The organism is Bradyrhizobium sp. USDA 4353, assembly GCF_054063215.1.
Genome location: NZ_JBSSGB010000001.1, coordinates 3,338,681 through 3,362,925, shown reverse-complemented (window position 1 = coordinate 3,362,925; position 24,245 = coordinate 3,338,681). Strand labels below are relative to the sequence as shown.

At 64.7% G+C, this 24,245-nt stretch carries 22 protein-coding genes and 1 pseudogene; 8 read left to right on the top strand and 15 right to left on the bottom strand.

Annotated elements, in window-relative coordinates:
* Window positions 1-4: 4 nt before the first annotated feature.
* The 4 genes from pstC to ACVILH_RS14750 form a co-directional block, all read right to left on the bottom strand.
* Complete coding sequence (gene pstC / locus ACVILH_RS14765) at window positions 5-1,003, bottom strand: phosphate ABC transporter permease subunit PstC (RefSeq protein ID WP_456713543.1); 999 nt, start codon at window positions 1,001-1,003, stop codon at window positions 5-7.
* 95 nt (window positions 1,004-1,098) lie between these two features.
* The gene (gene pstS / locus ACVILH_RS14760; protein ID WP_456713542.1) at window positions 1,099-2,109 is read right to left on the bottom strand and encodes a phosphate ABC transporter substrate-binding protein PstS; all 1,011 of its coding nucleotides are present in this window, start codon (window positions 2,107-2,109) and stop codon (window positions 1,099-1,101) included.
* Between the two features lie 753 nt (window positions 2,110-2,862).
* Complete coding sequence (locus ACVILH_RS14755) at window positions 2,863-3,099, bottom strand: helix-turn-helix domain-containing protein (protein WP_006614171.1); 237 nt, start codon at window positions 3,097-3,099, stop codon at window positions 2,863-2,865.
* A 42-nt stretch (window positions 3,100-3,141) separates the two neighbouring features.
* Window positions 3,142-3,777 (bottom strand): DUF2975 domain-containing protein, encoded by a 636-nt coding sequence (locus ACVILH_RS14750; RefSeq protein WP_456713541.1) that lies wholly within the window; start codon window positions 3,775-3,777, stop codon window positions 3,142-3,144.
* Window positions 3,778-3,987: 210 nt separating this feature from the next.
* Here ACVILH_RS14750 and ACVILH_RS14745 point away from each other — a divergent pair, with 210 nt between their 5' ends.
* Window positions 3,988-6,408, top strand: coding sequence for an LPS-assembly protein LptD (locus tag ACVILH_RS14745; protein ID WP_456713540.1), 2,421 nt, complete (start codon window positions 3,988-3,990; stop codon window positions 6,406-6,408).
* Window positions 6,409-6,896: 488 nt separating this feature from the next.
* Here the strand turns inward: ACVILH_RS14745 and ACVILH_RS14740 are convergent, their stop codons facing one another.
* The 4 genes from ACVILH_RS14740 to ACVILH_RS14725 form a co-directional block, all read right to left on the bottom strand.
* Window positions 6,897-8,531: a GMC family oxidoreductase gene (locus tag ACVILH_RS14740; RefSeq protein ID WP_456713539.1), complete on the bottom strand. Its 1,635-nt coding sequence runs from the start codon at window positions 8,529-8,531 to the stop codon at window positions 6,897-6,899.
* Between the two features lie 63 nt (window positions 8,532-8,594).
* Window positions 8,595-9,188, bottom strand: coding sequence for a GNAT family N-acetyltransferase (locus ACVILH_RS14735; RefSeq protein WP_456713538.1), 594 nt, complete (start codon window positions 9,186-9,188; stop codon window positions 8,595-8,597).
* A 145-nt stretch (window positions 9,189-9,333) separates the two neighbouring features.
* The gene (locus ACVILH_RS14730) at window positions 9,334-10,260 is read right to left on the bottom strand and encodes an SMP-30/gluconolactonase/LRE family protein (RefSeq protein ID WP_456713537.1); all 927 of its coding nucleotides are present in this window, start codon (window positions 10,258-10,260) and stop codon (window positions 9,334-9,336) included.
* Between the two features lie 203 nt (window positions 10,261-10,463).
* Window positions 10,464-10,823: a hypothetical protein gene (locus ACVILH_RS14725; protein WP_456716979.1), complete on the bottom strand. Its 360-nt coding sequence runs from the start codon at window positions 10,821-10,823 to the stop codon at window positions 10,464-10,466.
* A gap of 135 nt (window positions 10,824-10,958) precedes the next feature.
* Here ACVILH_RS14725 and ACVILH_RS14720 point away from each other — a divergent pair, with 135 nt between their 5' ends.
* Window positions 10,959-11,231 carry a hypothetical protein gene (locus tag ACVILH_RS14720; protein ID WP_456713536.1) on the top strand — a complete coding sequence of 91 codons (273 nt, stop codon included), beginning with the start codon at window positions 10,959-10,961 and terminating at the stop codon, window positions 11,229-11,231.
* Window positions 11,232-11,254: 23 nt separating this feature from the next.
* Here the strand turns inward: ACVILH_RS14720 and ACVILH_RS14715 are convergent, their stop codons facing one another.
* From ACVILH_RS14715 to ACVILH_RS14705, 3 genes are all read right to left on the bottom strand, one after another.
* Window positions 11,255-11,731, bottom strand: coding sequence for an HXXEE domain-containing protein (locus tag ACVILH_RS14715; protein WP_456713535.1), 477 nt, complete (start codon window positions 11,729-11,731; stop codon window positions 11,255-11,257).
* A 328-nt stretch (window positions 11,732-12,059) separates the two neighbouring features.
* A complete protein-coding gene (locus ACVILH_RS14710; protein ID WP_006614217.1) occupies window positions 12,060-12,494 on the bottom strand; it encodes a cupin domain-containing protein in 435 nt (144 codons plus the stop codon).
* Between the two features lie 355 nt (window positions 12,495-12,849).
* On the bottom strand, window positions 12,850-13,506 hold the full coding sequence (locus tag ACVILH_RS14705) for a glutathione S-transferase family protein (RefSeq protein ID WP_456713534.1): 657 nt from the start codon (window positions 13,504-13,506) through the stop codon (window positions 12,850-12,852).
* Between the two features lie 194 nt (window positions 13,507-13,700).
* On the opposite strand from ACVILH_RS14705, the gene ACVILH_RS14700 reads away from it, so the two are divergent.
* The gene (locus ACVILH_RS14700) at window positions 13,701-14,921 is read left to right on the top strand and encodes a polyhydroxyalkanoate depolymerase (protein ID WP_456713533.1); all 1,221 of its coding nucleotides are present in this window, start codon (window positions 13,701-13,703) and stop codon (window positions 14,919-14,921) included.
* Window positions 14,922-14,923: 2 nt separating this feature from the next.
* On the opposite strand, the gene ACVILH_RS14695 is transcribed toward ACVILH_RS14700, so the two are convergent.
* Complete coding sequence (locus ACVILH_RS14695; RefSeq protein ID WP_456713532.1) at window positions 14,924-15,970, bottom strand: AraC family transcriptional regulator; 1,047 nt, start codon at window positions 15,968-15,970, stop codon at window positions 14,924-14,926.
* A 133-nt stretch (window positions 15,971-16,103) separates the two neighbouring features.
* Between ACVILH_RS14695 and ACVILH_RS14690 the strand changes: the two genes are divergently transcribed.
* From ACVILH_RS14690 to ACVILH_RS14680, 3 genes are all read left to right on the top strand, one after another.
* Entirely contained in the window at window positions 16,104-16,553 is a 450-nt protein-coding gene (locus ACVILH_RS14690) for a cupin domain-containing protein (protein ID WP_456713531.1), read from the top strand.
* 271 nt (window positions 16,554-16,824) lie between these two features.
* Window positions 16,825-18,312 (top strand): flavin-containing monooxygenase, encoded by a 1,488-nt coding sequence (locus ACVILH_RS14685; protein ID WP_456713530.1) that lies wholly within the window; start codon window positions 16,825-16,827, stop codon window positions 18,310-18,312.
* Window positions 18,313-18,494: 182 nt separating this feature from the next.
* Window positions 18,495-19,289, top strand: coding sequence for a substrate-binding domain-containing protein (locus ACVILH_RS14680; protein WP_456713529.1), 795 nt, complete (start codon window positions 18,495-18,497; stop codon window positions 19,287-19,289).
* Window positions 19,290-19,379: 90 nt separating this feature from the next.
* On the opposite strand, the gene ACVILH_RS14675 is transcribed toward ACVILH_RS14680, so the two are convergent.
* From ACVILH_RS14675 to ACVILH_RS14665, 3 genes are all read right to left on the bottom strand, one after another.
* On the bottom strand, window positions 19,380-20,177 hold the full coding sequence (locus ACVILH_RS14675; RefSeq protein ID WP_456713528.1) for a transporter substrate-binding domain-containing protein: 798 nt from the start codon (window positions 20,175-20,177) through the stop codon (window positions 19,380-19,382).
* Between the two features lie 164 nt (window positions 20,178-20,341).
* Window positions 20,342-20,581 carry a hypothetical protein gene (locus ACVILH_RS14670; RefSeq protein ID WP_456713527.1) on the bottom strand — a complete coding sequence of 80 codons (240 nt, stop codon included), beginning with the start codon at window positions 20,579-20,581 and terminating at the stop codon, window positions 20,342-20,344.
* A gap of 138 nt (window positions 20,582-20,719) precedes the next feature.
* Window positions 20,720-21,643, bottom strand: coding sequence for a hypothetical protein (locus ACVILH_RS14665; RefSeq protein ID WP_456713526.1), 924 nt, complete (start codon window positions 21,641-21,643; stop codon window positions 20,720-20,722).
* Between the two features lie 220 nt (window positions 21,644-21,863).
* Between ACVILH_RS14665 and ACVILH_RS14660 the strand changes: the two are divergent.
* Together ACVILH_RS14660 and ACVILH_RS14655 are read left to right on the top strand one after the other, a co-directional pair.
* Window positions 21,864-22,250, top strand: a pseudogene (locus tag ACVILH_RS14660) (helix-turn-helix domain-containing protein); the annotation flags it as partial.
* A gap of 127 nt (window positions 22,251-22,377) precedes the next feature.
* A complete protein-coding gene (locus tag ACVILH_RS14655; RefSeq protein ID WP_456713525.1) occupies window positions 22,378-23,727 on the top strand; it encodes a malonyl-CoA decarboxylase in 1,350 nt (449 codons plus the stop codon).
* The last annotated feature ends 518 nt before the right edge of the window (window positions 23,728-24,245 follow it).

Sequence of the window (24,245 nt, the reverse complement as noted above, 5' to 3'; positions counted from 1 at the left end):
GAGCTTATTTCCCCGCCTTGGTCTCGAGCCGCATCAGCATCAAGCGGGCTGCGGCGAGCACGAAGAAGGTCAGAACGAACAGCAGGAGGCCGAGCAGGATCAGGCTCGACTGGTGCAGGCCGTCGCTCTCCTGGAATTCGGAAGCGATCGCGGCCGAGATGGTCGTGCCCGGCGCGAAGATCGAGGACGAGATCCGGAACGAGTTGCCGATGATGAAGGTCACCGCCATGGTCTCGCCGAGCGCGCGGCCGAGCGCCAGCATGACGCCGCCGATGACGCCGACGCGGGTGTAGGGGATCACGACGCTGCGGACGACCTCCCAGGTGGTGCAGCCGACGCCATAGGCGGCTTCCTTCAGCACCGGCGGCACCGTCTTGAACACGTCGACCGAGATCGCCGTGATGAAGGGCAGCACCATGATCGCCAGGATCAGCGAGGCGTTGAACAGGCTGAGATAGGACGGCGGGCCGGCGAAGATGTCCTGCAGCACCGGGATGTTGGCGCAGAGGCTGATCATGAACGGCTGGAACGTATAGGCCAGGAACGGGCCCAGCACGAAGAAGCCCCACATGCCGTAGATGATCGAGGGAATGCCGGCGAGCAGCTCGATGGCGATGCCGATCGGGCGGCGCAGCCATTGCGGGCACAGCTCGGTCAGGAAGATCGCAACGCCGAGACCGACCGGAATGGCGATCAGCATGGCGATGAAGGACGTGACCAGCGTGCCGTAGATCGGCCCGAGCGCGCCGAGCACCGGCGGATCGGCGGAAGGCGCCCAGCGCTTGGTCAGCAGGAAGTCGAAGCCGTAGGTCTTCATCGCCGGCCAGGCGCCGATGACGAGCGAGATGATGATGCCGCCCAGGATCAGCAGCACCGAGATCGCCGACAGGCGGGTGATCCAGTAGAACGTCACATCGCCGAGCTTGAAGGCGCTGAGCGCGCGTGCCCGGTCATAGGGCCCGGCAGCAGCCGCGATATCGCTGACTTCGGTCTGAACCGCCATCTCTGCCAATTCTGCCCCCTGTTTTTTTGACACGCTGAGCCCCAGTAGCGCCCCTCCCCCGGCGACCGGGAGAGGGGAATGTCGTTAGTCGACGATCAGCTCTTGATGTCCGACGACCAGGTCTTCTCGATCAGCTTCACGACGCTGTCGGGCATCGGGATGTAGTCGAGCTCCTCGGCCATCTTGTCGCCCTTCTCGAACGACCACTTGAAGAACTTGATGGCTTCGGCAGAGGCCGCCTTGTCGGTCGGCTCCTTGTGCATCAGGATGAAGGTCGCAGCCGTCATCGGCCAGGACTTCTCGCCGGCCTGGTTGGCCAGGATCACGTAGTAGCCGGGAGCCTTGGCCCAGTCGGCATTGCCGGCGGCGGCCTGGAAGGCCTCGACGGTCGGCTGCACGGTCTTGCCGGCCTTGTTGACCATCGCGGTGTAGGTCAGCTTGTTCTGCTTGGCATAGGCGTACTCGACATAGCCGATCGAGTTCTTGGTCTGGCTGATGTTGCCCGACACGCCCTCGTTGCCCTTGGCGCCGACGCCGACCGGCCACTCGACGGCGGTGTTGGTGCCGACCTTGCTCTTCCAGTCGGGGCTGACTTCGGAGAGGTAGTAGGTGAAGTTGAAGGTCGTGCCCGAACCGTCGGAGCGGCGGACCACGGCGATCGCCTCGGCCGGCAGCTTGACGCTGGGGTTCAGCTTCTTAATCGCGGCGTCGTCCCACTTGGTGATCTTGCCGAGATAGATGTTGGCGAGCGTCTCGCCGTCCAGCACCATCTCGCCCGGCTTCACGCCCTCGAGGTTGACGACCGGCACGATGCCGCCCATCACCATCGGCCACTGCACCAGGCCGTCCTTCTCGAGCTGCTCGGCCTTGAGCGGCGCGTCGGTGGCGCCGAAGGTCACGGTCTTGGCCTGGATCTGCTTGATGCCGCCGCCGGAACCGATCGACTGGTAGTTCAGACCGTTGCCGGTCTCCTTCTTGTAGGCGTCAGCCCACTTGGAATAGATCGGGAACGGGAACGTCGCGCCCGCGCCGGTGATGTCGGCAGCAAATGCCGACGTCGATGCGGCGACCAAGCCGGCAGCGACGATAGCTTTGACGAAATTCATAGCTGGTCTCCATGCTTGGGAAGCGAAGCGCCGTTTGCACCCGATTGCGCTTCCCGGGCCGCTTTAGGGGGCCACGATGTGGCTTTTATAAAGGTTCGATGACAGCTGGATGACAGTCACAAGCCATTGATGAATCGTGAATTTTCGATTTTCATCCGAGGTTCTACGGTGGATGGGGTGGTATCCTGGGGTGACTGCACCCAGCTGCTGAACGAGCAGCGCTCACGCCTGTAGCGACGTGACGAGAGATCGGCTGTCGGGCCTTGTGGCCCTGCAGCAAAGCTCGATCGGGCCGCTCTCCGGATGCATTTGCCGTGGCCCCCGCCCGCCCCCCACATTCAGTGTCGTCCGGCCCTCGAGCCGGGACCCAGCCACCGGCCGATGCGGCTGGGAGAGATCCATCCACCTGCGTGCCTCAAACAACTCCTGGGGTGATGGGTGCCGGCTCGAGGCCGGGACGACAGCGGAGTTTGGGGCGGGTGCTGGTCACCGTCGTTGCCATCAGCTGGCGCTTCGTTTGCCTCTGCCCGCGCGTCACATTCAGTGTCGTCCCGGCCTCGAGCCGGGACCCATCGCCACCGTCTGATGTGGCCAGATGAGATCCGTCTCCACGCGTACCCCAAACAGCTCCCTGGGGTTATGGGTCCCGGCTCAAGGCCGGGACGACGGCGGAGGTCTTGGTCGGCGCCTTCCATCGCAGTGACGGGATGACAGCTTGCGCACGCTTTCGACCACGGCGATGTCAGCGTGACGTCACCCGGCGAGCCGCTGCGGCTCCTCGGCGCCGTCGGGCCTGTATTCCAGGATGTCGCCCGGCTGGCAGCGCAGCACCTCGCAGATCTTCTCCAGCGTATCGAAGCGGACGCCGCGCACCTTGCCGGATTTGAGCAGCGAGACGTTCTGCTCGGTGATGCCGATGCGCTCGGCGAGCTCCTTCGAGCGCATCTTGCGCTTGGCGAGCATGACATCGAGATTGACGATGATCGGCATGGGGCAAACGATCTTCTTGAGTGATATTGTCAGATGATCTTGTCAGATGATCTTGGCGTGATCGTCGGCGAGCTCGGCCGCGGCTTTGAAGATCAGCGCGAGCGCAATGACGAACAGTGAGAACAGCATGCGCAGCAAGTCTGCCGGCAGGACGGTCTGGAAGGTGAGCAAGGTGGATAGCGGCAGCTGGACGTGACTGGTCAACACCAGCAGGCCGAGCTTGCGAATGGTCATGTCGGCTGCGACAGCCGCCAAGCCGCTGAAGCCGACGCGTCGCATCCAGAGCGCTGCATCGATCGTAAAAATCCGTCCCTGCAAGTAGGTCCCGAAAAGACGCCAGATGCAGTAGCCCACGGCAAGATCGGGAATCCAGACCACCAACGTCAGAGCCAGGAACCATTCCACCTGGGTCGCCGACAGACCGGTCATATCGGTCTTGAGCGCGTAGCCGAGCGGACCGACGAGGCCGGCCGGATCGACCGGCAGCCAACGCCAGAGGAAGGAAACGGGCACCCATAAGCTCCAGGCCACCGCAGCCAACTGAATGGAGCGGCACAGCCATCTGATCCTGCTGCGCAGCACTCTCTGCGCGGCAGGATTGTCGTCGAAGGCGGCATCGGTCGGCACCGCACGGCGTGGGCTGGCGGCCACATGTTTCAGGCGAACGATCTCAACCATCTTTGATCCGCTTTACATTTTTATCGTAAAACGATAATTCTATCGCGTCAATCAGCCAGCCGCAGATTGCACTCGCACGCCGGAAAAGCCAACGACGATTCGGCCTGCTGCGCTCATCTGCTGTTCATCCCGAGTTTGCGTGAATCCATGTCGAAGCGAGCGATCGGGAGGGCCGGCCAAATTGAAGTCAACTCGTTTGCTGGCTTCCAGATGGCAGCTGGTGCGCTCCGCGTGAGGCGCGCGATCGTCCGCGCCGCCCTTGCTCTGGGCGTCGCCACGTCCTGGGGTGCCCTGGCGCCGCATCCCGCCGCCGCGCAAAACTTCACCTACAATGCCCCTGCGCCGAAGGCGCAGCGTCCGCGCGTTCCCGACGACAACCAGATGCTGGTGCAGGCGACCACGGTCGAATACGACACCAACAATGCGCGCGTCGCGGCGGTCGGCAATGTGCAGATGTTCTACAATGGCGCTTCGGTCGAGGCCGACCGGGTGATCTACGACCAGAGGACCAAGCGGCTGCATGCGGAGGGCAACATCCGCATGACCGATGCCGACGGCAAGATCACCTACGCCAACAGCCTCGATCTCTCCGACGACTATCGCGACGGCTTTGTCGATTCGCTGCGCGTCGAGGCCGAGGATCAGACGCGGATGGCGGCGACGCGTGCCGATCGCTCAGGCGGCAAGACCACCGTGTTCGAGAACGGCGTGTACACCGCCTGCGCCGCGTGCAGGGACAATCCGAAGAAGCCGCCGTTGTGGCAAGTCAAGGGGGCGCGCATCATCCACGACCAGACCGAGAAGATGCTGTATTTCGAGAACGCGCAGCTCGAGTTCTTCGGCGTTCCCCTGGCCTACCTGCCCTACTTCTCGACGCCGGATCCGACGGTGAAGCGCAAGAGCGGCTTCCTGATGCCGGGCTTCTCGCAGGCGAATGGCTACGGCATCGGTGTCGACCTGCCCTACTACTGGGCGATCGCCGGGGATCATGATGCGACGTTCACGCCGCGCATCACCTCCAGACAGGGCGTGCTGCTGCAAACCGAATTCCGCCAGCGCCTCAGCAATGGCAGCTATCAGGTCCGGCTGTACGGCATCGACCAGCTGAACCGCAACGCGTTCGCCGGCCAGCCCGGCGACCGCCAGCTCCGCGGCGGCATCGACACCAAGGGCCAGCTCGCACTGTCGGACAAATGGGCATTCGGCTGGGACGGCATGCTGCTGTCGGATTACATGCTCCCGTCGGACTACCGGCTGGCGCAGTACCGCGATCCGTTCAACGCGTTCATGAGCCTGCCGACGGAGGCGATCTCGCAGCTTTACCTGACCGGCGTCGGCAGCCGCAGCTTCTTCGACGTCAGGGCGACGCACTATCTGAGCTTTTCGGGCAACCAGCAGACGGTGCCGATCGTGTATCCGGTGCTGGATTATGCGAGCGTGCTCAACACTCCGGTGTTCGGCGGCGAGTTCAGCTACAAGACGAACTTCGTCAATCTGACTCGCGAGCAGGCGGTGCTCGATCCGATCACCACGACGGCCAGCAACAATGGCCTGTGTACGGTGACGTCTGCCGACCCGCTCGCACGCCTGCCGGCATCGTGCCTGCTACGGGCCACGCCCGGCACCTATACGCGCCTGAGCGCGCAGGCACAGTGGCGGCGCTCGTTCACCGATCCCTACGGCCAGATCTGGACGCCGTTCGCGATCCTGCGCGCCGACGCGATCAATGCCAACGTCACGGCACAGCCCGGTCTCGGCAACTTCCTGCCGACCGGCGACACCCAGGCGCTGCGGCTGATGCCGACCGTCGGCCTGGAGTACCGCTATCCGCTCATCAACGTTCAGCCGTGGGGCACCACCACGATCGAGCCGATCGCGCAGATCATCGTCCGGCAGAACGAGACCTCTGCCGGCCGGCTGCCGAACGAGGACGCCCAGAGCCTGGTGTTCGACACGAGCAACCTGTTCAGCGTCGACAAGTTCTCCGGTGGCAGCCGCACCGAAGGCGGCGGCCGCGCCAATGTCGGCGCGCAGGCCACGACGCAGTTCGACCGCGGCGGCACGGTCAATGTGCTGTTCGGCCAGTCCTACCACCTGTTCGGGCTGAACTCCTACGCCGTGCAGGACATGACCAACACCGGCATCGGCTCCGGCCTGGACAAGACCGTGTCGGACTACGTGACGCGGGTCGATTATTCGCCGAACCGGACCTACTCCTTGAGCATGCGCAGCCGGCTCGACCAGCAGAGCCTGAACGTGCAGCGCTTCGAGGCGGAAGGGAAAGCCAATTTCGACCGCTGGTCGCTGGCGCTGACCTACGGCAATTACGCAGCCCAGCCGGCGGTCGGCGCCCTCGAACGGCGCGAAGGTCTGCTCGGCAACGGCTCGGTCAAGCTGGCGCAGAACTGGGTGGTGTCCGGCGGCGCGCGCTGGGACCTCATCGCCAACAAGATCAACCAGTACATCGTCGGCGCCGGCTATGTCGACGACTGCTTCACGCTCGCCGCCAGCTACGTCACCTCGCTAAACACCGCCGTCGCTGGCCCCACGCCGCCGATCAACCAGACCGTGATGCTCACACTCGGCCTGCGAACCATCGGCAACGTGTTGCTGCCGGTGCCGGTGAATTAGTTCGGCAACGGTGGTGCGCTCCCCTCCCCCTTGCGGGGAGGGGTTGGGGGTGGGGGTCCACGAGTCGCGCTGTGAATGATGCGCGATTGAGTGCGCGCGAGACAGCCGGTTCAAGATGGGCGATTCGATGCTCACACATCGACGCAGACCTGCCGAACTTCGGATTACAACTTAGTTCAGCGCCCGGAGACCCCCACCCCCGACCCCTGCCCGCAAGGGCAGGCTTATCGCATGTGGAAATTCCGGGCGGTCTCGACGAATGATCCTGCAAGTTAGTTACTCCGTCATGCCCGGGCTTGTCCCGGGCATCCACGTCGTTCTCAGCATGCCGGCCGACGTGGATGGCCGGGACAAGCCCGGCCATGACAACGTGGAGAGAGACGAGCACAAACGGCGATCGCCACATGCGATTGCCCTGCCGCAAGGGGAAGGGGAGCGCACCTTTGGCGCGGCGAGTGCTAGGCCTCAGCCAAGAACCAACGCCCCACTTACGCCGACAGCCTCTCCGCCGTCGCGCCCTTGCCCAAAATCAAATCCGCGGCCTTGTCGCCGATCATCAAGGTCGCGGCATTCAAATTCGCCGAGATCATGCGCGGCATGATCGAGGCGTCGGCGACGCGGAGGCCTTGCAGGCCGTGGACGCGGAGCTGGTCGTCGACGGTGGCCCAGGTGGAGTCGGCCGGGCCCATGCGGCAGGTGCAGCCGGGATGGAAGGTCGTCGTGGCGCGCTGGATGGCGGCGGCGAGGAATTCGTCGTCGCTTTGCACCTTCGGGCCCGGGAAATCCTCGTAGGCGTAGTACGGCGCGAGCGGTGCGGACGCCAAGAGCCGACGCGCGAGCTTCATGCCGGCGACGATGACGCGACGGTCGAGTTCGGCGGTGAGATAGTTGGTCTGGATGATCGGCTGCGCGAATGGATCGGCGGAGCGGATGCGGACGTAACCGCGGCTCTCCGGGCGCTGCTGCCAGGAGGCGACCGTCATGCCGGGCTCGTCCTCGAGCTGGCCCTGCACGCCCTCCTTGTAGCTCGCGGGCGTGAAGGTGAGCTGCAGGTCGGAGCTCTCGGCGGTCTCGCCGGAATGCCAGAAGCAGTAGACCATGGTCGGCGACAGTGACAGGATGCCCTTGCGCGTCACTGCCCATTTCAGCGCCTCGCCCCACAGATTGAGGCCGCGCGCGAGCTCGTTGATAGTCTTGATGTTCTTGACGCGCGCCACCGTACGCGGCGCGTAGTGGTCCTGCAGGCCCTCGCCGACGCTGCGCAGCGCATGGCGCACCTCGATGCCGTGCTCCTGCAACAGCTCGGGCGCGCCGATGCCGGAGAGCTGCAAGAGCTGCGGCGAGTTGTAGGCGCCGCCGGACAGGATCACCTCTTTGCGCGCGCGCACCTCGACCGGCACGCCGCCACGGCCGCCGCGGTGATAGCGCACGCCTACAGCGCGCTTGCCCTCGAGAATGACGCCGGTCGCATGCGCATGGGTGCGGATCTCGACATTCGGACGCTTGCTGGCGGGCTTCAGGAACGCGGTCGCCGACGAGACGCGGCGGCCGTTCTGGATGGTGCGCTGGACGTAGGACACGCCCTCCTGGATGGCGCCGTTGTAGTCGGGATTGCGCGGGATTCCGAGCGTGACAGCGCCGTCCATGAAGGCCTCGCACAGCGTGTCCTTCCACTCCATGGTGGTGACTGCGAGGCTGCCGTCGCGGCCGCGATATTGCTCCTCGCCGGCGCCGATGCGCTTCTCCATGCGCCGGAAGTGCGGCAGCACGTCGGAATAGCTCCAGCCGCGATTGCCCATCTGCGCCCAGGTGTCGAAATCCTGGCTCTGGCCGCGATTGTAGACATGGCCGTTGATCGAGGAGGAGCCGCCGAGCGTCTTGCCACGCGGCGCGTAGATGCTGCGGCCATTGGTGTAGGGCCCCGGCTCCTGCTGGTAGCCCCAATTGATGCTCTTCATGTAGAAGGTCTTGATGAAGCCGGCGGGCAGATGGATGTACGGGTGCCAGTCGCGCGGGCCCGCCTCCAGCACGCACACCGTCACCGACGGGTCCTCGCTGAGGCGATTGGCGATCACGCAGCCGGCCGAGCCGGCGCCCACGATCACATAGTCGAAAACATCCATCTCGTCTGTCGTCCCGGTCTCGTCATGCTGGCCGCCTCGCGCGGCACGGCGGCCATAGCGCGATCAGCGCGGCTTGTCATGCAGTTGATAATCGAGATGCGCCCGCACGGTCGGCCATTCCGCCGCGGTGATGCTGTAGACGACGGTATCCCGCAGCGTGCCGTTCGGCGCGATCTGGTGGCTGCGCAAAATGCCGTCCTGCTTGGCGCCGAGCCGCTCGATGGCGCGGCGGCTCTGGTGGTTGAAGAAATGCGTGCGGAACTCGACCGCGATGCAGTCCATCGCCTCGAACGCCTGCGCCAGCAACAGCCGCTTGCACTGCGTGTTGAGCGCGCTGCGCTGCACCCGCTTCGCATACCAGGTCGAGCCGATCTCGACGCGGCGGTTGGCGGCGTCGACGTTCATGTAGGTCGTCATGCCGGCCACCTTGCCCGCGGCATCGAGCACCGTGAACGGCAGCATGTGGCCCGCTGCGAACAGGCCGAGCCGGCGCTCGATCTCCTTGGCCATGGTCTCGGGTTTCGGAACTGCGGTGTACCACAGCTTCCACAATTCGCCGTCGCGGACGGCCTCGACCAGCGCGTCGTGGTGGTCCGGCGAGAGCGGCACCAGGCTGGCGTGCGTGCCGCGCAGGGTGACCGGTTCGAGAAAAGGCATCAGCAAATTCCGTCATTGCGAGGAGCGCGAGCGACGACGTGTCCGCCATAGCCCGGAGGGCAACGGCGGAAGCAATCCAGAGCAGCGTATGCGGCCCTGGATTGCTTCGCTGACGCTCGCAATGACGGAACTATCACGCGAAGCGTCACTTGTTCAGAAAATTCAGCGGCAGCCCCGGTCGCGGCCAGTCCATCGCCACCAGCTCGCCCTTGCCGGACAACGTGATGTAGGCGGTCTTCAGCTCGGGGCCACCGAAGGCGATGTTGGTGGTGACGCGGTCGCCGGTCGGGACCTGCTCCACCAGCGTGCCGTCCGGCGCGATCACGCTGATGCAGCCGGAGACGAGCGTCGCGACGCAAACATTTCCGTTGGCCTCGACCGCGAGCGAGTCGAACATCTGGTAGCCGCCGAGGCCGCAGATCGGCCGGCCGCGCTCGCCGCGATAGATCACGTCGCGCGGCTTCACCGTGCCGGGCTCCGGCACGTCATAGGCCCAGAGCCGCGCGGTCGGCGTCTCCGCGATGTAGACGGTCTTCTCGTCCGGCGACAGCCCGATGCCGTTGGCCGGAAGGATGCCGTGCACGGCCTCGACGATCTCGCTCATGCCGGGCTTGAGATAATAGAACGCGCCGACATCCATGTCGCGGGCGCGGCGCTTGCCGAGATCGGAGAACCACAGCCCGCCGTGACGATCGAACACGAGATCGTTTGGCCCGCGCAGCTCGTGCTCGCCGCAGCGGCTGACCACTGTCTCGACCTTGCCGCTCTGCAGATCGACTGTTTGGATCGAGCCGCCGAGATAGTCCTCAGGCTGCGGGCCCGGCATGATCATCTTGCCGGTCGGAATCCACGAGAAGCCGCCATTGTTGCAGATGTAGATCTTGCCATCAGGCCCGAGCGCCGCGCCATTCGGCCCGCCCGGAATCTGCGCCACGATCTCCTTGCGGCCGTCCGGGTAGACTCGCGTCAGCCGGCGGCCGCGGATCTCGACCAGCACCACCGAGCCGTCGGGCATCACGACAGGCCCTTCGGGGAACTCGAGATCGGTGGCGAGCACGCGCATGTTGGACATCGGACGACCTCCCGCTTGTCACGCCGCGATGCGGCGCATTGTTGTTATGCGGGATGTTATCGCAAAGCCGGCACGCCTTGCCAAGCAAGCGGCTGCGCGCCCGACCGCAGGGCAGCCCTGCTGCGACAGATGCTTGCAGCGTGTCGACGCAAGTGGATGTGGTTCAGCGGGGCGGCTGATCCTTCTTGTGCTCGCGCGCGGGACTATTTGCCGCTCGGCTTGGCGGGGGCCGAGTCCTTCGCGGCCGGCGCATCGGCCTTCTTCTTCAGCTCATCGACGAGCTTCGCCTGCGATGCCTTGAGCTCGTCGATGATTCCCTGTTGCGCGATCAGCGCTGCTCTCAAGGCCTGGATCTGACGATTCGCCGCATCGAGCTTCTGCTGCTGATCGAGCGACTGCTTGCTGATCGTCTTCTGCAGAAAATCAATGTTGCTCTGCAGACATGATGTCCGGCGATCCATGGCCTTTTCTGCCGTGCAGATCTCGAGACCGGGAATGTCCTGCGCATGCACGACAGAGCATAACGATGTTGCGAGCACGCTCGCGACCGCGACAATTCGCATCACAATTTTCTCATTGACTTGCCAAACACATGATTTTGCATGGAACTGGCGGTGTTTTCTGATTGATACCATACTGAGACCTCAATCGCGCATTGATGTTCTTGCCTGGGACCCGTTTTTAGGGAGATGGACAGAATGGCTACGCGCGAAAAACGGCTGGCGCAATTCGACGGCAGCGGTGAGCCGCCGCCCGGACAGACGGTCGAGGTGCTGTGCGAGGATCACAGCGGCACCTATCAGCTGCCGTTCCCCTGCTTCTACATCGATGGCAAATGGCACAACAAGGAATCCGGTGGTGCGCTCGAAGCCACCGTGATCGGCTGGCGCTTCCCGCGCTCTCGTTATGACGAGCGCAATGCGCGCCGTCCGCAGCCCAGCTTCGTTGCCGATCGCGCTTCGTCTTATTGATCACACCAGGCCCTGAGTTCTGCTCAGGGCCGGTCTTGCCGAAAATATGGTTTCGATCGCAAATTGAGCATCACGACGGGATAGGCCATCAACAACGCGCCAGCGACAATGGCCAGCGCAGCCGTCCCACCGTCGAGCACCCCGTCACTCCAAGCCCGCCGCCACATCGCAATCGCCACCGGAAAAAACAGAATCAGCGCCGTGGCAAGCCCGGGCGAGAATCGCCCGCCGCTGCGCACAAACGGCAGCACGTGAAAGAACACAGCGTTGATGATCATCAGCGCGGCATAGGCGAGCGGCGCCAGCGGCCACGTCTCGGCCAGCTCCGCCTGCACCGCGCCGAGCACGATGACCAGCGCATTGGTCACATAGAAATCGCTCCACTCGACCGGCAGCTTCATCACCCCGCGCGCCCAATTGCGCCAATCGAAGGTGTACTCCTCGAGAATATGCGCGCCGTAGGCTGCCAAGGCGAGCCAGGCCCATGTGGTCAATGTCATGATCGATCTCCCATGCGCGCGGTGTAGCGGCACGGGATGACCAGGCAAAGAGGCGTCGGAGGGGGCTTCACACGCGGGATCGCCTGCCGCGATCCGATCTGGTGTGTCAAAACGCGACGGTGCGGGGCTGCCGCCTTAATCTCTGGAACGCGCCCTGAACGAATCACGTCCGAATCGGACGCCACGCCATGTCCGCAGCTGTTCACGCCTACATGTCGGCGCGCGGTGGCATGACCCACGACATGATGAGATGATGCATCCAGCCGCAGGGGACGACCGGATGCCAAGCGTTAACCGGTGGCGGCAGGTGGGGTGTGACGCTGGCTCGTCAGGTCCAGGGCGTGACCGGCGGCACCTTGTCGGTGGCTGGCGGCATCTCGACCGTCTTGAAGTCGGCCGGGCTGACGATCTCCATATATTCCATGTCAGGGGAATAGTCGTAGAGGTAGTGGACGATCCCCGGACGCTGATGCACGACGTCGCCGGCCTTTACCAGGGTCGGCTTATCCTCGTACATGAAGCGGGCCCAGCCCTTCATCATGATCACGATCTGGAAATCGCAGTCGTGACGATGCCAGCCGGTGCCGTCGACGGGCGGACAATCGGGATTGGCTTTGACGAGGTGGCAGATCACCTGGCCGCCGGTGGCGTCCGCAATGCCGAGATCGCGGTAGAGGAAGAAGTCGCGCAGGCCACCGCCTTTGTAGTCGGTGTCCTCAGGCTTCACGTGCGAGAACTTGGTCACCACGGCATGCTGGTTCATGACGGCCTCCACCGGTTGATCGCGGCTTCGGCGACCGTCGTGGCCCATCGATGGGCCACACTGGCCACCAAGCCCGAAAGTCCATTGTGCCATGCGAAAACCACGCCACACCCTGCCGTGCAGCACGTGATCGATCGCCCGATGCGGCACGCCGATCCGAACTGATTGTTAACAGGCGGCTTTTGCGACAGAGCGCATCGGCGGCCGATGCGGTCACGACGCGCCACATCCGGCGCGACGAGGCATCCACCCGGCTTGAAAATGGGCAGCGCTTGCCCGAGCCGTGAGCGCCTCTCATGTTCGTTGGACAGCGTGGAGCTCAGCCTGAAGCCAACGGCCGCAGCTCGCGACGCCCTTAGTACTCGACCTCGAGCTCCTCGATCTCCTCCGGCTCCGCCTTGGCCGCCGCGATCCATTCCTGCATCTCGGGCATCGCCATGATCAGCTCGGCATAGGCCTTGAGCTGCGGCTCGAGCTTGACGTCATAGGTGACGAAGCGCGTCACGACAGGCGCATACATCGCATCCGCCATCCCGCGCTGCTGGCCGAACAGGAATGGACCGCCTGATTTGTCCAGGCAGTCGCGCCAGATCGCCCAGATGCGGTCGATGTCGGCCTGGGCGCGGGTCCAGACCTTGAAGCCCGGGAAATGGCCCTTGAGATTGACCGGCAGCGAGGCGCGCAAGGTGGTGAAGCCGGAATGGATCTCGCCTGAGATCGAGCGGCAATGCGCGCGCGCGACACGGTCGGCCGGCAGCAGGCCGGCCTGCGGGAAGGTCTCGTTGAGGTATTCCGCGATCGCCAGCGTGTCCCAGATGGTGGCGCCGTCATGCCGCAGGCACGGCACCAGGATCGACGATGACAGCAGCAGAATCTCGGCGCGCGCCGAGGCATCGTCCGGGCCGACGATCACCTCATCGAAATCGAGCCCGGCGAATTTGGCGAGCAGCCAGCCGCGCAGCGACCATGACGAGTAATTCTTGCTGCTGATCGTCAACGTCGCTTTGCTCATCTCGCCCTGCCCCTTTGTCGTCTCTCGTTCGGGTCCGCACAGCCGCAATTGCCTGCGGCGTCTCGCGCGGAGCCGGATACTCCAGCGATTTCATTCGAGTTCATTGAGCAAGCGACATGCCAGTTTTTCAGGCAAGACTCAGCCGCTGTGGCTCCGATATTGCATAGGTCAATATCTGTAACGGATCGGACCCGATGGCGCTGCTGTACCAAGCCTATCAGAACCACATGGACCTGAGCGAGCCGTGGCGCCAGGGCGCAGCGGCCGCCATGCGCTATCTCAACCTGATCCCGTCAGGCCTCTCCAGCCGCGCCATGCGGCGCGTGTCGGCGGCCTTCGAACTGATCTCGCGCTCAGCCCTGACCTATGCGCGGCCCGCCTACGGCATCGACAGCGTGATGGTCGGCAATCGCGAAATCGGCGTCACCGAGGAGGTGACGTTCAAGACCCCGTTCGGCTCGCTGCTGCACTTCAAAAAGGACGGCGCTGCGGATCAGCCCAAGGTGCTGCTGGTCGCGCCGATGTCCGGACACTTCGCCACGCTCTTGCGCGGCACAGTGAAGACGCTGCTGCAGGACCACGACGTCTACATCACCGACTGGCACAATCCCCGCGACATTCCCCGCGACCAGGGCCGCTTCGGGCTGGAAGATTACACCGATCATCTCATCACGTTTCTGGGCCAGCTCGGACCTCGCCCGCACATGGTCGCGATCTGCCAGCCCTCGGTCTCGGCCTTGGCCGCGACCGCCGTGATGTGCGAGGGCAACCACCCGTCCCGGCCGGCGACGCTGACCCTGATGGCCGGGCCGATCGATACGCGGATCCAGCCGACCAAGGTCAACGAGTTCGCCAAGAGCAAGCCGATCGACTGGTTCGAGGACAATCTGATCCACTACGTGCCCTTTCAATGCAGGGGCGCATTCCGCAAGGTCTATCCAGGCTTCGTGCAACTCACGGCCTTCGTGTCGATGAATCTCGAGCGCCACGTCAAGCAGCACCTGGACCTCGCCGATCACATCGCCAAGGGCGAGGTCGAGAAGGCCGAGACCATCAAGACATTCTATGACGAGTATTTTGCCGTCATGGACCTGCCGGCCGAGTTCTACATCGAGACCGTGCGCGACGTCTTCCAGGAGCATCTCTTGCCGCAGGGCAAGCTGATGCATCGCGGCCGCCCGGTCGACCCCAAGGCCGTCAGGCGCATCGGCCTGATGACGGTCGAAGGCGAGCGCGACGACATCTGCTCGATCGGCCAGACGCTGTCGGCACAGGACATCTGCACCAATGTGCGCGCCTATCGCCGTGTCCACCACATGCAGGCCGGCGTCGGTCATTACGGCGTGTTCAGCGGCAAGAAGTGGAACAACGAGATCTATCCGCTGCTGCGCGACTTCGTGCACGTCAATTCGTAAAGTCAATTCGCGAGGCGGCCGCGCTGCACCCGTTGCAGCGTCGCTGAGGGCGTCTCGCCGAACTTGTCGCGATACGCGCCCGCCATCCGCCCGAGATGGGTGAAGCCGAGCTCGAAGGCGACATCGATGATGCGCGCCTCAGGAGAGGCCATCAGCAACTGCGCATTCAGCCGGGCCAGCCTGATGTCGAGCAGCATGTCCGAGATCGACATGCCGAAATGACGGCGGAAGCCGCCTTGCAGCGCGCGGATGCCGACGCCGGCGGCCGCTGCGAGCTCCGCGAGATCGAGCGGCTCCGTCGCCTGCGCGGCGAGCAGATCGCGCGCGCGGCGAACAGCCCGGGGCAGCGCCTCGCTCCGTCCGGAATGGAGACTGATCGCCTCCGATAATCCGCCTCCGCCCGGCTGCCGGAAGAGAATATCGAGCAGCGTCTCGCGCCAATCGGCGGCTGCGATGGGCGACAGCCTTCGCTCGCCGCCCAGACCTTCGGCGAGCTCCGCCAGCGCGAGCATGTGCGCCCGCAGCCGCGAACCACGCTCTCCAAACAGCGCGATGGCGGGATCGAGCTCGATGGGCCGGACCGCGCGGCCCGACAACGCCGCCGCACGCTGCTCGACCAACGGGCGATCGAGCAGCAGGATCAGCTGGGCGCAATTGTCCCAGACCATTCGGGTCGGCATCGTGGGCGACAACAAGGAGGCCGCGCCATCCGGCGCCGTCGCGACCTCGCGCGCCGCCGTGTGGATGCTGGCCGCTCCTGCGACTGGCAGCTGAACCAGGAAGAAGCGATCGAGGCAGCCGGGATCGATCGTGACCACGCCGCCATATTCGACGTAGTTGATGGAGAAGCCGTCGAATGCCGCGCAATTATGCAGCGCGAGGAAATCGCGCGCAGTCTGAGCCGTCGGCTGCAGCCCGTGCGGACAAAAGATGCGGCCTATTTGTTCAGCAGCCTCATCGACATCGTGCGTTGCAACACGGCGATAGGCCGCGAGCCGCGGCCAGGCGGCCTCTTTCCAACTACGATCAGTGGCTGCGGCTGCAGTCATGGCCCACATCATCAGTCGAAATCACTTGAAACCTATAATAATTAGCATCTGGCGTCGAGGGATTCGTTTTCTGGATAGACACCGCACTGCCACCTGCTCGATCCTTCATGCGTGTGCAGCAAGGAGATCCGCCATGACCACGCTGGAAAAAGGCATCACGCGGGCCGGCACCGGCTATGCCGGCAAGACCTGGAACATCCTGGGTCAGCTCTACTTCCCCAAGGCCGTCACCGAGTCCACCTTCGCGTTCGAGACCAACAGCGATCCCGGACAATTCGTGCCGGTGCACGTCCATCCCACGCAGGACGAGTTCATCCTGGTGCAGGAGGGCGTGCTCGATCTCAAGCTCGACGGCGTCTGGGTGAAGGCGCAGGCCGGCGATCTCGTGCGCATGCCGCGCGGCATTCCGCATGGCTACTTCAACAAGTCGGACAAGCCGGCGCGCGCGCTGTTCTGGGTCTCGCCGATGCAGAAGCTCGAAGCGCTGTTCAACATGCTGGACAATCTCGCCGACCCGGCAGAAGTCGTCAGGATCTCAGCCGAGCACGAGGTCAATTTTCTGCCGCCTGAGGCCAACGACTAGGCGACGACGCCGACCCACAAACTCATCACTGCATCGCGGCGCGCAGTGAGCGCGATCGGTGCTGCACGCCTTGCCGAATGAGTTGGGGGTTGGCGTGAACGACTTCTGAGCGGCGAGAACAGTCTCGCCGTGTCCCGACGCTGGCCTGTCCATCGTCGCATGCTGCGGTCGCGCCGGGCGACCTTCGTCATCATCACACTTTCAACGAGCCTTGCGGCGCGGCCGATCGCGGCTGCCCGCACGCCACTTTCGCTCGACCACAGGAGGTCCCATGATCACTCGAAAAAACGTCTGCGTGATCGGCGCCGGCGTTTCCGGCCTCGCAGCCGCCAAGGCATTCACCGCCCGCGGCCACCATGTCACCATCGTCGAACGCAGCGCCGATCTCGGCGGTGTATGGGAGCCGGCGCGCTCCTACCCCGACGTGCAGACGCAGAGCCCTAAGGAGCTCTATCGCTACACCGACAAGGCGATGCCCGACAGCTATCCGGAGTGGCCCAGGGGGCCGCAGGTCTATGGCTATCTGACCGACTATGCGAGGAGCCACGACCTCACCCGTCTGATGCGCCTGAACACCACCGTGCTGTCGATGCAGCGGCGCTCCGACGGCCGGCCGGGCTGGTCGCTCGATCTGAAGACCGGCGATCACGCCGGCCGCGAGGACTTCGATTTCGTGGCCGTGTGCACCGGACAGTTCAACGAGCCGCAAACGCTATCACTTCCCGGCGAACATCAGTTCAAGGCGGCCGGCGGCGCGATCATGCACTCGTCGAAATACAACGATGCCGCCATCGCCCGAGGCCGTAACGTCGTCGTGCTCGGCGGCTCGAAATCGGCCACCGACATCGCCGTCAACGCCGTGCGCTCCGGCGCGCGATCGGTGACCATCGTGTTTCGCGAGCCGGTGTGGCGCATCCCCTATTTCATCGGCGGCCTCGTCAACTTCAAGCGCATCCTCTACATCCGCGCGCAGGAGCAGATGTTCGCGAGCTGGGGCATCGGCCCGCTCTCCCGCCTCGCACATCGTCTCGCCAAGCCGCTGGTCTGGGCGAATTGGCGCGGCCTCGAAAGCCTGCTCAAGGCGCAGCTCAAGCTCGCCAAATGCAACATGGTGCCCAAGGAGAGGATCGAGGACGGCGTCAACTGCTCGGTGCCGATCGCGACGCCCGACTTCTTCCCGATGGTGGCGGACGGCCGCATCAAGGCGGTGATTGGCACGTTCGACCACTATGAGCCGAACACGATCGTCGCCAGCACCGGTGAGCGGATCGCGGCCGATGTCGCGGTCCTCGCCATCGGCTACAAGCTCGGCGTTCCCTTTCTGTCGGAGGCCGACCGCGCCAAGCTGGTCGATCCCGACGGGCAGTATCGCCTGTATCGGCTGATCGCCAACCCGGATCTGCCCGACATGGGCTTCGTCGGCTTCAACTCCAGCTTCTGCACGGTGCTCTGCGCCGACATGGCGGCCCACTGGCTGGTGCGCTACGCCGACAAGCAGCTTGCACATCAGCCGAGCGAGCGCGAGATGCGCGACAACATCGAGATGATGCTGCACTTCAAGCGGGTCGAGCGTCCAGCCGCTGGCGTCTATGGCGGGCTTTGCGTCGCGCCCTATCACTTCAAGCACTTTGACGAGTTGCTCGCCGACATCGGCGCGACGCGGCGCAAGCGACATGCGCTAGCGGAGATGTTCACGCCGCCCGATGCGGACGCCTATGCCGAGTTCCTGGCGTCTGCACCATCCTACCAGGCGAGCTGATGGGCTGAACCGCGCTTGGCGTCGCCGCTCGGCAACCAGGACGGCGCCACAAACATGGCGGGAGAGCGGCCTCCGGCGGTGATCGCAGGCGCGCGGCCCTGCTCGTCCCAGGCTGGTCTTCCCGGCAAGGCCGCGCTATCCAGGGCGCCCTCCGCTTCCTGCGGTCCGCCCGGAGCCTGTCCATGACAATCACCACCCGTCTCCGTACCATCGGCCTTGCCGCTTCGGCGGCCATCCTGGTCACCACTGCAGCTCAGGCCGCCGACATCCATGTGATGATCTCTGGCGGCATGACCGCTGCCTTCAAATCCCTGGTGCCCGAGTTCGAGCGGCGCTCCGGCCACAAGGTCAGCATTGCCTACGGCCCGTCGATGGGAACGACGGCAAATGCGATTCCGGTTCGTCTCGAGCGCGGCGAGCCGGCCGATGTGCTGATCATGGTCGGCTACGCGCTGAGCGATCTCACCACCAAGGGCAAGGTGATGCCCGACAGCTATGTCGAGCTCGCCAACTCGCCGATCGGCGTCGCCGTCAAGTCGGGAACGCCCCACCCGGACATCTCGAATGCCGACGCGGTGAAGCGCATGCTGATCGCCGCGAAGACCATCGCCTATTCGGACAGCGCCAGCGGCGTCTATGTCTCGACCGAGATGTTCGACAAGCTCGGCATCCGGGAGGAGATGAAGGGCAAGGCGCGGATGATTCCGGCCACTCCCGTCGGCGAGATCGTGGCCCAGGGTGAGGCCGAGATCGGCTTCCAGCAGATCAGCGAGCTGAAGCCGGTGCACGGCATCGACATCGTCGGGCCGCTGCCGGCGGGCTTGCAGAAGATCACCGTGTTCTCGGCCGGCATCGCCGCCAACGCCAAGGAGCCGGAGGCCGGCAAGGCGCTGGTCCATTTCCTGCAATCACCGGATGCCCGCAAGACGATCACCGAGAGCGGGCTCGATCCGATCGTCAGGCGGGCGCCGAACTAATCGGGCGACGCCGATGTCCCGACGAAAAACTCTCCCTCGCGGCGGTTCGCGGGGAGAGTTCGATTGTCTCAGTTCAAGTGGCCGGCGCGACTACTGTGTGAACAGCGTGGACTCGCTGAGATTGTTGGCGCCATAGGCCTTCTTGAGCATGCCGTTGGCCTTGGCGTCGGTCATGAACTTGGTCACGAAGGCCAGCGACTGCGGATGCTTCAGCGGCACCGCGACGGCGGTATCGGTCTTCTTGAAGTTCTCGTTCAAGACCTTCGTGCCGGGAATCTGCTTGGCAAGCACCATCAGTTGATCGCGCGCGAGAGCGAGCGCGTCGATCTCGCCCGCAGAGAGCAGTGCGAAGACCTCCTCGTAGGATTTGAAGCCGACGACGGTCGCCTTCTTCATGAACGATTTCGCGCTGCGCATGACCGTCGTGTCGTTGATGGCCGCGACCTCATGGCCGGCCTGGTCAAGCGCCGCGATATTGGGGACGTCGAGGCCGGCGCGGATGATGAAGGTGGTGTCGACCGAGTCGTAGACGGGGCCAAACGAAATCTTGGCTTCGCGCTCGGAATCCTTGGGCAGGAAGCTGACATCCCAGGCGCCCTGGGGCGCGCCCTCCACGATCGAGTTCGCATTCGAATGCTCGACGAACTCGACGGGCACGCCGACCTGCGCAGCCATCGCCTTGCCAAGCTCCACCGGCACGCCGGCGTAACCGCTGTCCGATTTGATGCACCAGAATGCACCGCCAGCCGCCCCCACGGCGATGGCGACCCGCAGCTTGCCGGTCGGCGCGATCTCTTCCTTCAAGCCGGCTGCGAATGCATTGTTACCGATAACCGTGACTACCGCAGCTGCCAGGGCTGCATCACGCAGCCAGCGCCAGAACGCCATGGCCCTCTCCCATCGAATTGCAAGTGGATACAGACCGCACCTTGCCGGGAGCACCGTTAAATACAGCTTACCTCGCTTATGCAAAGCAGCATGCGGCGCATAAAACTTACACGCCGCAATTAACGATTCGAATAATGCGATACCAAATACTTATTAAGCCCGCCTTAAACGCAGCGGCGCACCCGCACGCCGTTCACCAGCACGGTGCGGCAGACCGTCGCCGCAGCCGCCACCGGCGGCTTGCGGACGACCACGGCGCCGCCCGCGCCGGCACAGCCAGCGCGGACGACGCCGCGTGCGCAGACAACGGCATTCGCGTCCGACATCGATACGAAGGGCATCAAGGCGAGGACGAAAAGGCCGCACAGGGTGGAAAGAAGGATACGTGAAAGAATGGCGCGCATGTCGAACTCCCGATGATCATTGGTTAGTAAAATATCCACCCTGTTCGAAATCTGCCGAGCGCGCCCTCGCCTGGCAACTGTGACAATTTGGGTGGATTGAAATTGCGCCTTCACTGGTGCGCGCTTGCGCCGCCCCCGTTACCGATTGACGGCAAACTCCGCCAGCATGCCCTTGCAGCCCGGCGACAGCGCGCTCGCATTGGCCGCCAGGCACTGCGCGATCCGGCCGCCGCCGGGATCGATGCCGCTGCACAGCGCGCGCGCATCCCCGCCGCACGCCGCGCGGACGATCCGCAGCTCCTCCAATGGCCGCAGTGGACGCAGCACCATCGGAGGAGCCGGCGGAGCCGCGGCCGGTGTCGCCGCGGGCGCAGCCGCAACCGCCGCGCCTTTCGCAGCCGGAGCCGCGCCACCGCCGGCGATCGCCTGCGCGCAGGATGCTGAGACCCTCGCCTTGTTCTGCTCCAGACATTGCAGCGCCGCCGAGCCGCCCGGCGGCACGCTGCTGCAGACCTTGCGATAGTCCGAGCCACAGGCGCTGCGGATCGCAGCCACCTGCGCGTCGCTCGGCTTCGCGGCCAGCGCCGCCGCCACCGGCTTGGCCTGCTCCGGCTTCACGGGCTCCGGCTTGGCCGGCTCAGGTTTGGCCGGCTCAGGTTTGGCGACCGCGACCGCCTGAGCCGGTGCCGCCGCTGGCACCGGCTGCGCGACAGGTTTCGGCGGCTCGGCCGGCGGACTCGCTTCGGCTGCGGCCGGCTTGCTCGCTACGGGCGGCGGTGGAGCCGGCTTTGTTTCGGCAGCGGGCTTCGCGTCGGCAGCAGGCTCGAGCGCCTTCACCGCCGTCTGACACGACGATGACAGGCTCGCCATGTTCTTCTGCAGACATTGGAATGCCGCGGCGCCGCCCGGCGTCACGCTGGAGCATTTCGACATGTAGTCCGACCGGCAGGCCGACTTGATCGCATTGCGCTGCGCATCGGTCTGCGCCAGCGCCTGCGGTGCAGCGAACCCTGTTGCAGTTGCCAAGCCGACAGCGAGCATCCATCCGAAGCGATTGATCATGGGGCGATCCTCAATGGCATTGAGCTTGAATTCATTGTCGCCGGCGCAACGTTGCGCGTGACGCTCGATCGATAATTGTCAGTATTTATTCGAGGCAAACGCTGCGCCGACGGTCAGGGCTTCGCAATTGGGAAAAAATGGGTGGATTGGCTGATGCGCAACCTTTTTCGGGATTCGGCTGTGCGTGACGTCTCCTTCTGATTGATCGGTGTCGCCTCCCGATCGCGAATTCGTCGTGCAGGTCTCGCCGCTGCTGCATCAGGCGATCCTCGCCCTCTTCGACGCCACCGGCGGGCCGGAGCGCGCCGCCCTGCTCGTGCTCGCCTCGCCCGCGAGCGAGCAGGATCTCGCGACCCTCGCGAGCGCCGTCGGCAGCTCCGCGCGACCCCTGTCGCGGCTGTTCGCAGCGAAGACGCGGCTGAGCATCAAGGCGTGGTGCCAGCCTGCCCCTATTGCTGCGGCGATCGAACGTCTCGCGACCGACCGTCACCTCTCGGTCAAGCAGCTCGCCGCCGATCTCGGCTACGCCAGCGTGCCGGCGCTTTCGCATGCCTTGCGGCAGGTGACCGGCCGCACGCCGACGGAGCTCGCCGGCGCCAGCGAATGACGGCGCTGCCGCGCATGCGGGCAGCGAGGCCAGCGTTGACGATTTGTTATGTTTGAATGTCGCCACCTTTGCCATAAATCCATGTAACATCACAGCCTGTCGCTTTGCGGGATTCGACCGAGACCAGATGGCCAACGCCTTTTTTACTGACCTGATCACCACCATTTCCGAGCGCGGCCGGACATTGCTGCGCGGCGGCGGGCCTGCCGTCGACAAGCACGACGCGAAGAGCCTCGCCGAATTGTGCGAGGCGCTGGTGTCCGGTGCCGGCGAGGCCTCGGGCACCGCGATGGCCCGCGACGTGCTCGACGGCTATCATGATCTCGACGCCGACGGCCGGAAGGCGTTCTTCACTGCGCTGGTTCACGATTTCGGTCCTGACAATGCCAGGCTGACCAAGGCGATCGAGGCGTGGCGCGCAGCGCCGTCCGACGAGGGCGCGAGCGCGCTGCATTTCGCCTCCGAGCCGCGGCGGCAGGAGCTGATCCGCCGGCTCAATCGCGCGCCGGGCGGCACGCCCGAGCTGGTCGCGATGCGCACCGATCTCCTGGATCTCCTCAAGGCAAATCCGGAACTGGCCGCGCTCGATCGCGACATCGTGCATCTCTTGAGTTCGTGGTTCAACAGGGGGTTTCTCGTGCTGCGCCGGATCGACTGGTCGACGCCCGCCAATATCCTGGAGCAGATCATCCGCTACGAGGCGGTGCACGAGATCCACGACTGGGACGATCTGCGCCGCCGCATCGATCCGATCGATCGGCGCTGCTACGCCTTCTTCCATCCGGCGATGCCGGATGCACCCTTGATCTTCGTGGAGATCGCGCTGACCGAGACCATCCCCGGCGCGATCGCGCCGCTGCTTGCGGTCGACCGCGCGCCTGTGCCCGCCGATCGCGCCCGCACCGCGGTGTTCTACTCGATCTCCAACACCCAGCGTGGCCTCGGCGGCATCTCGTTCGGCAACTTCCTGATCAAGCAGGTGGTCGAGGAGTTGAGGCGCGAGCTGCCGAAGCTCGACACATTCGTGACACTGTCGCCGGTGCCGGGCTTCATGGGCTGGCTGAAATCGACCGAGGATGCGACCGAAGAGGATCGCAACGTGCTCAAGCTGCTCAACGAGCCGCGCTGGGTCGAGGACGCCTCGATCACCGCGGAGCTGCGCAGCGTGATCGAGCCGCTCGCCGCGCACTACTTCCTGAAGGCGCGCACCTCCAAGGGCAAGCTGATCGACCCCGTCGCCCGCTTCCACCTCGGCAACGGCGCAAGGCTCGAGCGCATCAACTGGCTCGGCGACCTCTCGGCGAAAGGCCAGCGCGAGTCGGCGACTGTCATGGTGAACTATCTGTATCGCCTCGAGGACATCGAGAAGAACCACGAGGCGTATGCCAATGACGGCGAGGTCGTCGCATCGAGCGCCGTGAAGAAGCTGCTGCGCGGCGAAGGCCGGCGGCTGCTGGACATGCGGTTGTCGTCGTAGTCGAGCACTCACAAGGCTCATGAGACGGAACACCCGCGCTACAAAGTCAGTGTCATCCCGGCGCACGCCGGGATCCATAACCACAGGCCGTTGTTTGAGGCAGGCCAGCCGTGAGACCGCGCCACGCCACATCCGCCGCGGAGTATGGGTCCCGGATCGGCGCCGCGACGCGCCTCGCGCGTCGCGGCTTGTCCGGGACGACAGCGGAGGAAATGGCTGCGGCGGTGGCTCTCAATTGCGTCCATGAGACACCGCGCTCGCACCACAACCACCACCGTCATCCCGGCGAACGCCGGGATCCATAACCACAGGGCCTCGTTCGAGGCCAGCTCGTCGTGAGACATCGCCAAGCCACATCCGCCGCGGCGTATGGGTCCCGGATCGGCGCCGCGACGCGCCTTGCGCGTCACGGCTTGTCCGGGACGACAGCGGAGTCAACGGCCGCGTCGGTGGACGACCGTGAGGGAAAGCCGCTTTCACATCTCAAACAGCATGGGGACGTGCGACCGTGGCCTCGC